Origin of the sequence: Paenibacillus hexagrammi (assembly GCF_021513275.1) — a bacterium.
Taxonomy (GTDB): domain Bacteria; phylum Bacillota; class Bacilli; order Paenibacillales; family NBRC-103111; genus Paenibacillus_E; species Paenibacillus_E hexagrammi.
Genome location: NZ_CP090978.1, coordinates 3,567,793 through 3,581,386 on the forward strand (window position 1 = coordinate 3,567,793; position 13,594 = coordinate 3,581,386).

Genomic DNA, 13,594 nt, shown 5'->3' on the forward strand with positions numbered 1-13,594 from the left:
TCCGGATGAGCTGCTTTGACTCTTGCAGCCGGCTAAAACCGACGCTATCAGCCAAACGAAAAGGAACACTGTCATTGTTCTAGTCATTATCCTTTTCATATTCAACCCCTAAGAAGGAATGTTAAAGCCTTTTGCTTGTCACATTCTATTATATTGGAAAGAACAAACATCGAACAACGTACATTTCTTTACTTAGTTACCCGATGTTGACGATATGAAAGCGCTCTCTAATCTTGCCTCTTAATTAAAATAAAGCGAGCCATACCCATAACGGTATGTACTCGCCTTATTTGGCATTGCTGCCCTGCTTATTTCAACAGGTTGGATATTACTTGTGCGCTCTCCGCGCGGGTCATTAGCTCCTGTGGAGCAAATAGGTTATTGCTTCGTCCGTTCACTAGACCCAATTGTTGAGCGGAAGCCACCGCATCCTGAGCCCATGCTTGAATTTGGTCTTGATCATTGAAAGAGCTTGGAGAGAATACAGCTGTCTGTTGAGCATTCACAAAATCATATGCCCGTACCGTCATCACAGCCATTTCTTCACGGGTAATCGCAGCATCCGGCGCAAATGTATCAGAAGAGCGTCCGTTCACGATTCCCGCCTTGCTTACTTTGGCAATCGCATCCGCATACCAAGCATGAGGATCAACGTCCGTAAAGACCGGACCGTTCACAGCGCTTAATCCTAGTGCGCGAGAAAGCATCGCTGCAAATTGGGCGCGTGTTACATTACCTTGAGGTTCAAAGTTGGACGAGCCGACTCCCTCGATGATATGCTTGGCTGCCATTTTCTTAATGACCTTACTGGCCCAAGAGCTATCGCTTACATCTGCAAAGGTCTTGTTATATTCCAGCACTGCGTATTGGGAGAAATGATTCACTTGTGCGCTCATGACTCCATTTACTAAGGTTCCGCCGATAAACTCGGGCTCTCCGTCTGCTTTCAAATAATAAACACCAAGCAGATCAGGGTTGGCACTTGGATCGACTTTAAACGTAATCGTAAGTGGCTGCTTAAACGTAGTCACCGGTACGACCGTGCCGTCTGCCGAAGTGATTTGCAAGCTGAAATCATACACTTGACTTGCTGTTTTCAACTTAACGGAACCGGCAGGATCCGAGTGCTGAATTCTCTTGTCAGCATCCTCTTTCGAAGCAGGTTTTGCAGAGAATTGAATTTGCGCTTCATCGGACTGATCATCCGCATTCATACCTTGAATACTTTGCAGCACTTCTTTAGGGAATTCAATCGTCATATTAGGCGTCTCTAATCGAAGGCCATGATCTCCAACCAGATCGGCGATATGGCCAGGAAGCAGAACGGTATCTTGATTCTGCGCTACCTGTACGGTAACTGAACCTTTGCCCGGCGCTTTCAATTCTTCCGCGCCAATGACCTTCGTCGTCTCAGGCACCGAAGGCACCGAAGGCGAAGAAGAGCCTGAAGACGAGTGTGAAGAATGATGATCGTCTACCCCATTAACGGTAACGCTTCTCGTTACTTCAACAGCCGAATTGCCTGCCGCATCACTTACGTTGTAATGATACGTATACGTTCCTGCTTCCCCCGTATTGATCGACGGCACAACGTTACCATTGTGCATGATCGTGGTGACAATACGGCTGGTGATATTGCCGTCAAGGTCATCCGTTGCTGTTGCTCCTGCATCGGTGTAGCTTGCACCCGCTGACAAGGTGACCGAAGCGTCTCCTAGCAGTGTGATAACCGGCTTCACCGTATCGACGATGGGTTCGTCATCCTGCATAATGTTGATCGTTCTTGTTACTTCAAGAGCAGCATTGCCTGCCGCATCGCTGACATTATAATGGTACAAATACGTTGCTGCTGTTACAGTGCTGATGTTAGGCACTAGGATACCATTATAGGTGATAGTCGTTACGGTTTGACTCGTAATATCTCCATCCCGATCATCCATTGCCGAGACACCAGCATCGGTATACACGGCGCCAATGCTCAAGTTGACGATCGGTTCACCAAGTAGGGTAATCGTAGGTTTGGTTGTATCCGCTACAACATCCTGTGTAAGACCGTCCACGGCAGAGTTTAAAGCTTGCAGAGCAACATCGACGTCATCCTGCGTCGCGTTCGTATCCTCTAGGACACGATTCGCTTCTGTAAGAGCATCTTGAAAGCTGCTCCAGCTTAGTTCCGTATATTGATCATTTACTTTGTTCTTCTGTTCGTCGTAAACCGCCTGAAGCACTGTTTTATCCGCAGGAGGCACGCTCGGTACCGGTGCAATTCCCACAAAGGACATTAATGGTGATTGAGCAGCCTGAGCAGCCACCAGTTTAATCGTCATTTTACCTGCTTCCGCCATCGTAAAGTTATACGTTTTGGATACATCTACCGTACTGCTATTCAGTGTTATGGTATCTACGAGTTCTTCGTTGTTGTCATGTACCAAGTACACTTCTTCTGTACGTGTCACATTTGACCACCAATTGTAAGTGCCGAGCGTAATTTGATTGTCACCGGCGGGAACATTATCAAATGTATAGAAAACAGAAGCGCCAATCTGATTAGCCGTGTAGATCCCTGTTGTGCTTTGCTTGCTGTAAGGCCCTGCTACAATCCCTTTGTAGCTGACACTGTATGCGCCGCTTGAATTTTGGCCTCCATGGCCCCAACCATTCGTTGAATCATAAATTTGATCGGGAGCGTTGTTGAGCAGCGGTTTGCTATTCGCTGCGGCAAAGGCTGCTACTGCGCCATATGCAGGCGAATCATAGCCTAATGTGTTGGAGGATGAATGTCCGGAAGTCAGCCCTGTTTGCGTTGCATTGAGATCAACAAAATAGAGAATATTCTCAGGTACCACCTCTACGTAACATACCGTTTGCAGATTGCCATAGGTGCCTGTGACCGCTACGGTCTCATAGGCATTATGAAAGCTGATTCCATCCAGATTCCATTTGACAGTAACCATCTTCTTGGTGCCGTCCAAGTTGCTCGCTTCTACCTGCTGAGGAAGATTCGGGAGCTTACCGACAGAGGTAGCCACATACAGGGGCGATGCAATGGACTGAATGTCTCCCATCACCATCTGATTCTGAATATAAGTGAGACGACCAATCAGCTGTTCGGCTCCTTCTTGATCCAAACGGTATGTTGAGGGATCTGTCAATGCTTCTTGTGCCGTACTGCGCAGACTTTCAAAAAGCTGCCAATCGCTATCCTTAAACTCGTCTTGACGGCTCACCTCTTGAGCTGCTGTTACCGCTGTTTGCAGATCGGACGTATCAGCTGATCCTTTTACTTCACCAGAAACAACTCCTACAGCATCAACATTCAATGTTCCGCTGAGCACCTTCACACTCACGGTATGCTCGCCATAGGCAAGTCCGCGAAGCGTGAATGTCTGGTAGAATTCCTTCGAGGCCGCCGTTGCAGCTGATGTCGTGACGACTTGCCCGTCCACCGTTACCTCCAGCTTCGCCGAGCCGTCGTTTGCACCGAGAATATCGAAGCCGGTGCCTGTAAACGTATAGGACAACGCCGCATCCGCACCTTGACTTGTAGAAATGGAACGTTGGTACACGTACATGCCCTGACCATCTTGATGATTCCATGCTCCCGTATAAACGAGCTTGGCGTTCGGAGTCGGAGCCAAATCGTACATTTCCATATTATCCAATAGCTCAGAATAGTACGGTGCGTATCCATCAACCGTTTCAACCTTCAAATTATCGAATTGAACGTTATAATATCCGCTAGCTAAATCCACGCGACCGGACAGTTTAGGGGCTGAATCGGTATATGTGGCAATCATCGTACCATCCAAATAGGCTGTTACAACATTGCCGGCCACTTGAATGGCAATATTATGCCATGCGTCATAGCTCACGTTAAATCCATTAATCTGCACGCCGCCAGCGCCACTTACGACATTGCCGCTGGAAACCGCACTGTTATTGACCAACAGCTGCCATCCGCCGTCAAACCAATACTTGAAAACATAAGGCGTGCCGGAAATATCTTGCGAGCTGCCGCCGCCTTGCTCCCGGGCACCGATAGCAGCATAATTACTGCCGCTCTGCGTGCTGTTATTTTCAAAAGAAACATCCACGCTTGCCTTATAGTTCAACCAACGGTTGTCCCCGATGCCCGTGACCGGATTACCTCCGTTCCATGTGCCGCCGAGTCCCATTATGGCCTGATCTAGCTGTTGGCGAAGTACATAGTTGCTCGAGCCGTCCGGAAGATACGCCTCGAACGCGCCGTTGCGATCAGACGTATAGCGAGGAATGACGCTCTTGGACCCTCCCCGGGAATCGACATAACTTTCACTGCCGGAGATTTGACCATCAGATCCAATGACCGGAACCGTCTTACTCGTATAATCAAAATCATCAGCATAGAGGAAATGGTCATCTATATTCTGTATGGCACCTGTTGCATCAGTATCAAGTACGGTTCTTTGACCCTCTACAGGCAGAGGTGTGTGAAAATCCGGCTTATCATGACTTTGCAGCGTACTAACCGTCATAATGGAATAAGGTTTGACATGAACAGTATACACACCGCCGCCATCAGCATTTACATTTCCTACATATTTCATGTAGTTGCTGTTAAAGGCAGCTCCGCTGTCCGCAGCGCGGGTTTCCATACTTCCATCGATGGATTGCCGGTGTAACTCATATTAAAAGCTTGAATCTTATAAATTCTTTCATATTCACTGTCATTAACAATCACTGTTGAGAAGTTGCTCTTGTCAGGAGCTGCAAGCGTCATATAGTTAGGAAGGCCGTTGCGTCCGTTGACAGGATTCGTTCCCGTCGCTCCCGCAGCGCTAGCCTCCGGAACTGCTCGCCAGATTCCCGCCGTATTGCTGTCGTTCTCCCAGCCTGCATGGGCAAACAAACTGAAGTGCTGCAAGATGTCCAGCCCCGCATCGTAGTGCATCCAGCCTGACCATGGATCGCGCGCGCTAACCAGCTCTTTAAACGAATATTGACCGCCTTCGTAGAACGAACCGATCGCCGGTTGATACACGAAATGAGTCCGGCGGGAATTGACAAATCCTTTGATAATCGTGTTGCCCATTTCAAGCGGACTGCCTACGCCACCAATGCCGGTGCCTGCTGTTGAAGGATCCTTTGTATTGTTGTTAGGACGATAGGATGAGTTGCTGAAAGTAGCCTGCGCTTCACTGTTCCACACTTCTTTATCATATTGATCGGCCAACTTTTTAAAATTGCCCGAACCATCATCATCCGTGCTGTAGTGGAAGCCGGCGACGGACACCGCATTCATCAAGTCTGCATCGCTGATCATGCTGCCGCCAAAGGTACCTGTACCCACCTCATCGGAAATCACAACCTTAATACGGTTGTACAGCTCTTTTTCCGTTTCGGATTCAAAACCGGTGCTGTCCGTTTGAACCAGGTTGGCGTACTGCTTAGCCCAGGCTAAATCCGGCGAATGCTCGTTTATACCGGGATTCACATAATCGACCATATACCCATAGGTTCGATAAGCAGCCAAAATCGTATTTTTGTACCAGGTATAGATCTTGTCGTTGTTGTCGGCCCATGCTGGAGCGCTCCATCGTAGGAAGCTGACTTTGAGATTAGGATTCAACTTTTTGGCATCAGCTGCCAGCTGAAATCCCGGATGACGCTGTACATTCGCCGCTTCATCCGCCGTACGCATCGTAGCCGGATCCGGGCCCGTAGAGTTATTCCGGTCGTTGCCCATCTCGATTTTCACATGCGTCATGATCGGATGCTCGCCGCCAAATAATACGCGCAGCATCTCAGCATAAGCTTCAGGCTGCTCCGATTTGTAATCCATCAGCAGCGCACTGCTGCTGTTCCCGCTCAGCACGCCAAAGCCCTTGAAGGTAAGACCGTTGACATTGTCAGCCTTAATATCGTTACCATCCAGTGCAACCTTGACGGTAGAGGCAGCAGCCTGCTGCGCGTCACTGATCAACTGTTTGATTCCGCCCTTGGCAATGGAGAACCAGCTTAAGATCGGTTTCTCATCGGATACATAGGCATAAGTCAATGTCATTGGCTTACTCGTGTCTATGTCTTCGGGAATGGTAAATTCACCGGAAATGGATTTGATTTGGTTCGTATTGAACGGGTCAAACGATATGGTTTGTGTATCACCATTGGTATCCAAATACTCTAGCTTAGGTCCAATTTTACGCGAGCGACTGCCATACCAGTCATTGAATCCGCTGCTAAGCGTATACGTTCCCGCTTCAAGCGCTTTCAATTTGTACACGATATCGTTCGTGGCGCTTCGTAGTCCGACAACCCAAATGGACGTGTCAGTCGCGGGATTCGTCAAACCTCCGCTTTGAGAATTTTTCACCTTTTGCGTTGAATCGTCAAAACCCCCAATCTGTTGAACCGCTGACATATCTCTGATCCGGAGCTTCATTCAGCAGCGTGCTGTCGCTGAGTTCTTTGACAGCTTCAAATACCGGCGATGACGTCGCAGGCATGCCTAATGAGTCTCCGCCTCTGCCGCTGTCTACAAAATAAACCAATGGATTGGCCGACGGCGGCACGATTTCTACATTGGCGCTCACCGAGGTGCCACCGGCCATTCCTGTAACGGTAGCCGTATCATAAGGCACGGCGAATGTATCGTCTCCGATATTCCAGGTCACGGGCGTACTCAGTCCGTCCACTTCGACTTCTGCAGGCAGTGTGGTCTCTGCAGCGGTTGTCGCTCCCATGTAGGCGGCTGCATAAACAGTCTCGACTGTAGCTGCGGATGCAGTTGGCAAACCGAAAGCGGGTAAGAATCCAAACGACAAGATAGCCGTCATCGCGATGGAGACGAACTTCTTACTGACGATATGTGTTTTGCTCATGTACCGATCCTCCTTCAATTCATAATCAACTATACTGATGAGATTACTCAACTTTAGAGTTAAGCAACCACGTACGAATTGACGAGTTGCTACAGCAATTCGCACTTACAGAAGGGGACATCAGCGGATCCCACATTCCGAAATCATTTCTTTTTACCTGAACAGCTTCACCCCTTTGCTCCTTCATGTTGACCCCAGCTCCATAAGTAAAGCGGTTACAAATATTGTATCAAGGTGTACATCGCCGTACATACAACTTTATTTACTTATCATACGTCGATTTTTACTACTTTTGACTTAGAAAAAGTAAAATAATGTCGATTTACGCCTATAAATTCAAGTGATTCCTGATTTTGAGTCTTAGCAACAGCCTAAAAAGATGAAAAAGCCGACTATTTGCCGGCTTCAGACTGTTGATAAACTGGAATGTAGAACTCAGTAGTTTTCGGAGAAGCGTAACGGTCGCCTTTGACAGTTTTGTTAACACCCTATAAGGCTTTTATTTCAATGAAATAACAAAATGTCAACAGCGATCGGAGAAAAGCTACTGAAGTTCGTAATGGAAATTAGTTTATCACCAAACTGAAGCCGGCTATTTGCCGGCTTCCTCATCTTAAGAATCAATTATTCAAATCCAAGAATCATGCGTGCCAGTTTCGCAAGGTCGCTGATATCCACCACGCCGTCATTCGTTACGTCTGCGGCTTTGGCAAGCTGCCAATCCTCATCTGCGGATGTTGCGCCGTAATATTTGGCTACAAGGGCCAAATCACCAATGCTGACCGTACCGTTGTCGTTCACATCGCCGGAGGTGCGGGTAATCTTGGCATTCATGAAGGCATGCAAGGCCGTATTCAAGTCAGCTTTCGCTTGATCAACTTCTGCTTGGCTTGCTGCTAGGTTGCCTGCAGCTGCTCGAGCAGTGTCGATAGCTGCCTGCAGCGCAGCTTTGGAACCAGCAGGGTATTGACCTGCGGAGGAGCCTTCAACAGCCGAATCATGCTTGCTTTGAGCATCGCTAATCAGCGCATTCAAGGCAGTCTTATTGATATAAATAATCTGTGTAGTCCGTGACATTCCTTGTAGCTGCGTTTCCTTCCCGAAGCCATCGGACACAATGGCTTGAGTGATGGAAAGTGCAGCATCCGTTGAGGCGCTGAGCGATTTCGCTGTAAAGTGCAGCTTCAACACATCTCCGCTTTCCTTCACCGCGCCGTCACTTCCTAAACTAGCTGTAATCAATCGCATACCGCCTGTTTGAGCTGCTGTCTCGCTTACAACTTCAACCCCAGGCTGTAAGCTTTCCGAGGAAACATACTGTACTTTCTCAGGATTGTACGCGATTGTAAAGTCTTGTGCGTAAATATCGTCTTGGACGTTTACCAAGCCGTAAACCACATCGAAATCCTGGCCTGCATACACACTATCCGGCACTGACAGGGAAGCCTCAAGCTGCTTCTCCACCTGCTGTAAGCCGCTGATCGCCGCTTGCAGATTTGCAGCAGCAGCGTCCACATCCGCTTGTGTCGCTTGCTCATTGCTGCTCACCGTCTGTGCTGCATTCAGCGCTTCTTGCAAGGCGGCCCAGGTCGCTTCCGTGTAATCAGTCGAGGTCAATCCTTGAACCTCCGTGATTAAGGCCTCTAAACCTGACCGATCAACCGAATTCGATGGAGTCACTTGAATCGTTGCTGTTACTCCCGCGCCCGGCAGGTAACCGTCCTTAGGTGGAATACCGAAGTAAGGGGTGCCGTCCCCATGCCAGTAAATGACCGCTACACGTGCATATCGGGTAGCATCATATAAAGGACTATAGCCTGATACGCCGGAATAGCCTTCATTCGGACGTGCGTGATATGACAAGATGGCTGTCTGACCGTCTTCAGCCTCGGTAAAGGTTGCGTGACCAGGACCGAACTGCTGATTGTCCTTGGATGTGATCATTAACGGATAAGGCGTTTTCTTCCAAGCAGCCGGATCCAGTAGATTCGTATACGGAGAATCTTCAGCGGTTAGCAATCCGATGGCGTAAGTAGAATCCGTAGATCCCGCCGCATAGCCCATGAAGATTTTACCGTTCTTCTTCATAACGGTCGGACCCTCCAGGACTCTGTCCCTTCTTCGCTCCCAAGTATATTCCGGGAAAGCAATGGTTGCTTGTTCGCTGCCCAGGGTTGTGCGGTTGGTCATTTTGGCAATGTTAATCAAAGAGTTGCTGCCCGGCTTATGCGCCCAAGCCATATACCATTCATTGTTATGCTCAAACACGGTCGCATCCAGGTCGAAAGCCTCTCCGTTAATTGTGACCTTGGTGATATCGGACCAGTTGCCTGTCATCGGATCCTGAGAGTCACACTCGATTTCATACACACGGAGGTCAAAGTTGGAAGTTACTTTACCGCCGGCAAAGTAAATCACCCATTTTCCTTCGGCTTCACCTGGGAACTTCATGTAATGAATTTCGGGAGCCCAAATGTGGTAGGATGCATCGCCAGATGCTTTCCTCCAGAAGACGGTCTTCTCTTCCGCCGTTGCAAGGCCCTCGATCGTGGAGGCTCTTCTAATCGCAACTCGGTCGTATTGATCATCTTTGGAACCGTTATGATCGTAATCCATATAGGAAGAAGTGTAGTAGTAATAACCGTCCGGTCCTTTGAAAATATCCGGGTCAGCCCCGTTTTTATTCAAAGGATTCATGTAGTTTGGAGCGCCCTCGACCAGACCTGCAGCCGTAAAGGTTCCTTCCTTGGCATAGCTTGCGGGATCGATCGAATCCCAGTTCAATACTTTTTCTACCATTGATCCGTCACTGTACTTAACATGAACTGTTTCAGGCAGAGCAGGAGCCTTGCCCGCTTCCGTAGTAACTTGCAAGCCATCTTGATCTGTCCCAACAGGAATCGTAGGTGTGCCGAGGTGCGAAACCACATCATCCAGGACCGGCTGTCCTACACCAATTACGCTTCCAATCAGCGCGCCGGCTGGAGCATTGCTGATATTTACGTCATTCGGCATCAAAGCCGGGTAGTCTGTTCCGGTATATGGAGCAGCAGCCGATGGTGTAGTAAAGCTGCTATCGATGGTATTGTAGTATTTATTGCCGGAAGTATCGCTCCATATGATGACATAGCTGTTAGCAGCTACATCATATTTAGCCTGCGGCTTTTGGGCGTAAACATTTCCGCTGCTAACCGTGATCAGATTTTGATGATCCCAGTTTACCAAATCCGTGGAATCCCAGTAGTTGATCGTGGTATCAGCTATAGCACCGTTGTATCTGACGGTTGTTGCCAGCAATACATAGGTTCCATCAGCCTTGCGGAACACATAAGGATCGCGGAACTGCTTCGCCGCAGCGCTATTGTAAGCCGTTGAGCTGGTGCTTGTGCTGGCAACGCGGTAAAACAGAACACCTTTATTATCATTAAGCGGAGTCCAGCTTTGACCGTCCGTGCTGTAAGCAAGATGCAGGCTGTCATCGTAGAAGCTCATGTAGCCGTCATTGGAGCCGGTCGATCCTAGCTGACTGCTGTAAGACATGATGTAAGGAGGCCCATCAGGTGCCTGCTCCGGAGTTAACGAAATGTTCACTACGTTGGATTTGACCGTAACACCGTTCAAGCTAACGTTCGCCCACAGCTTCACGGATTTAGCCGCGCCAGTTTGACCGATTGTCGCTTTGCCCTCCGTATCGAAGGTGACAAAATCCGGATGGTCCGACTCGTAAGAGACTGCCGCAATGCTTAAGTCCGCTTCTTGGTTATCACTCAGCTTGCTGCCAGTAATGTTCAATCTTATCGTATCACCGGTTTTCGCAGAGGTTTTAGCTGCAGCAACCGTGACTTCTTGAAGATCCGGCTCATTCACAGCTGATGTCCTGAATTTCAGAACCGTTAACGAATACGGATCAAATGTCATTTCGTTGGATGTGCTCAGGTTGGTTAATTTCGTTGAAACCGGGTACACGTTTTGCGGATTGGAATAGGAATTCGCCGCCGTTGCCGCGCCCGTTAGAACTGTTTTTAATCCAACCGGATTGATGTAGTCCGCGCCGTTCAAATTGACATTCAGCAGCTGCGGTGTGCTTTGCGGATTCACAACCTTCACATAGATATCGCCTGTCGCTTCATCTTTACTCGTTACGGTGTAAACACTGCTCGATTTCTTCCATGGTCTGTCTACAATATGAAAAACAAGCTGATCATTGACATAGCAATCAATGTTGTTGCCGGAGACGACCATTTTGAAGTTATACCATTGGTCTGTCGTTACAGTTGGCAGCTTGGCATAATCGGACAGGGTCGTGAGCGTTGTGGTTACTCCGTTCTCAGCCTTCTCGAACGTACTTCTCGCATTCGAATATCCGCCAACATTCCAGCGGTAGTAATTGCCCGAATCCTTGACACCGGCATACAGCAGAAAGCCCTCAGAACCAGCCGTTTTCTTAGCCTGGAAGGTTACTGTGTAGTCCGTCATGTCCGTACTGCCTGCATATGCAAGCGTGTTTGCCGTGTTGGTGCTGGTTTGCGAATAGGCTCCATTACTAATCGACCAAGTGCCCGTAGGAGCGGTCCATTTGGACGCATCCTTAGTGAAGTCGTCGCTGAACAGCACAGCATTCGTCTTGTTGTCAGTTACGACAACATCTTTGAACTGATTCGCCGTATTGTAGCCTCCAAGACCAACTGCTCCCTTGATCTTATAGCTCTCTTGGCCTGCTTTGACAATTTCAGTAGGGAGTGTGATATTTCCGGTATTTCTGAAAAACATCTTCTGCACATAGTAGTTGGCCGTGCCATATACACTCTGATTGTTGAAGTAAATCAGGTCCGGCGTCCATTGTGTATAATTCTGCTTAGCCAGAAGCGGCGCATAAGAGGCGAGCTCGACAATGTCTCCGTTTTCTTCGATATGCGTCATATATGCGGCTTCCGCCAGTGCATCCTGCAAGTAACTGCTGGAAGAGTTCGATGCGTACTCGCCGATAAATACCTTCTGCGCCTTTCGGTCATAATTGTCATAGCGGGTTACGTTCGCGTATAAATTCGCATTTGACGTATAGTAATGCTCATCTACCAGGTCGGCATCTGTTTTTAATCCGTTGAATTCTGCTTGCTTCTGTAAATTGGACCAGGTTGTCAGGTTGAAATTGTCACCCATTGTGATTCCGCCGCCAATAATCAGCTTGATTTCAGGGTGAGCTTTCCGCATAGCGTCTGCAACCATCGCATAGCGGGTATAGTAATTCGTACCGGAATCTTCGTTTCCAATTTCCATATATCTCAGGTTGAACGGTGCCGGATGACCCATATCGGATCTAAGCTTTGCCCATTTGTTGCTCATATCCGTGCTGTTGGCAAAGTCCGCCAGATCTACGGCATCTTGAATATAAGGTCCCATCTGATCAAGAGGAATAATCGTGGAAGTCCCCCAGGACATACCCACATTGATCGCAGGAACAGGCGCCGCTCCGATATCCTCCGCAAATTGGAAAAATTCATAGAAGCCGAAGCCTAAGGATTGATTGTAATAGGGCCGTGTTGAGTCAAACCAGAAGTTGATGTTGTTCTTACGCTCTTCTACAGGTCCAACCGACAGCTTCCAGCGATAGGAATCGTTGGTGGTGATACCTTGAACAGCGCACCCTCCCGGGAATCGGAAGTACTTCGGATGCAGGTCGGCAATTTGCTTCGCGATGTCATATCTGGCTCCGTTAGGCCGGTTCATCCAAGTTTTTTGCGGCATCAAGGAAACCATATCCATATCAACGGTTCCGGTACCTTTGACAAGAACCTGAAGTCTAGCTGATCCTGTTGAAAGGTTAGGCTCGATCACTGCGCTTAGTTTTTGCCACGAATTCGTAATGCCCGTTAATTCAGTCGAAGCATACACGCTGGATCCGTCACTGCTAGTCAATGACACCTCGACCGGTCCCGAATAATCACTGCTTCGCACATACATAGAAACATTATACTTATCGCCTTGAACGAGGTTAATGCTTGGAACTTGCGTCCCTGTAGTGCTGGAGTAGCCGGTGTTGTAGACTCCTCCATCCCCCGGGTTCGTGACAGATAATCTCAAGAAATTCGGATTGTTTGCGTTAAGACCGTTGTCCGCACTAGTCGTCATCGTACCCGCACCAGAGCCGTTTTGTACCAGGTTCCATGCATAGGTGTACGCAGGTATTCCTGTTGCAGTGGCTGTTGAAGTGGAAGATCTGGACCCGCTCACCTTCACCATTTCAAACGATCTGTTCTGCACAAGCTCCGCGTATAGTCCTCCGTCCAGAGCATAGTTAATATCCTCAAAAAATACGCCCCAGGTCGTCGGGTTAATATCGACTCCTTTGCCTTTGGCATCAATTTCGATACTACTTGGAGCTGTACCCATAGGAAGAACGGTGATATTGATACTTTTCGTATCAGTTACACCATTTTTAAAGATTGTAGCCGTTAACGTAACAGCAGCTGCGGACTCGCCTTTTGCGGGTCTGGTCACTGCACCTGTATCGGACACAATCTTTGAATTACTGGAAGCCCAGCTGATATTAGCTCCATATAAGAAGTTAGGCAGGCTCACATCGCTGACAATGGCGGACGCATCCGTAATGGCCAGTTGATTCTTGGCAAGCGCCACCACACCGGCGTCATCGGTCGAGGTACTTGCATAGAGAGCGGAAATGGTGTTGTCGTCTAATGCTGTCGTGTATAATCTGAAGTCGTCCATTTGTCCAT

The 13,594-nt window shown here is 48.5% G+C and carries 4 protein-coding genes; all 4 read right to left on the bottom strand.

Annotated features, from left to right (window positions below; genetic code table 11):
* Window positions 1-308 precede the first annotated feature (308 nt).
* The gene (locus tag L0M14_RS16395) at window positions 309-4,634 is read right to left on the bottom strand and encodes an S-layer homology domain-containing protein (RefSeq protein WP_235117756.1); all 4,326 of its coding nucleotides are present in this window, start codon (window positions 4,632-4,634) and stop codon (window positions 309-311) included.
* Window positions 4,583-6,400: a glycoside hydrolase family 30 protein gene (locus L0M14_RS16400; RefSeq protein WP_235117757.1), complete on the bottom strand. Its 1,818-nt coding sequence runs from the start codon at window positions 6,398-6,400 to the stop codon at window positions 4,583-4,585. The genes L0M14_RS16395 and L0M14_RS16400 overlap by 52 nt, the downstream gene beginning before the upstream one ends.
* Complete coding sequence (locus L0M14_RS16405) at window positions 6,369-6,860, bottom strand: hypothetical protein (RefSeq protein WP_235117758.1); 492 nt, start codon at window positions 6,858-6,860, stop codon at window positions 6,369-6,371. The genes L0M14_RS16400 and L0M14_RS16405 overlap by 32 nt, the downstream gene beginning before the upstream one ends.
* A 624-nt stretch (window positions 6,861-7,484) precedes the next feature.
* Window positions 7,485-13,586, bottom strand: a complete 6,102-nt coding sequence (locus tag L0M14_RS16410) for a family 43 glycosylhydrolase (protein ID WP_311198909.1) — start codon at window positions 13,584-13,586, stop codon at window positions 7,485-7,487.
* Window positions 13,587-13,594 lie beyond the last annotated feature (8 nt).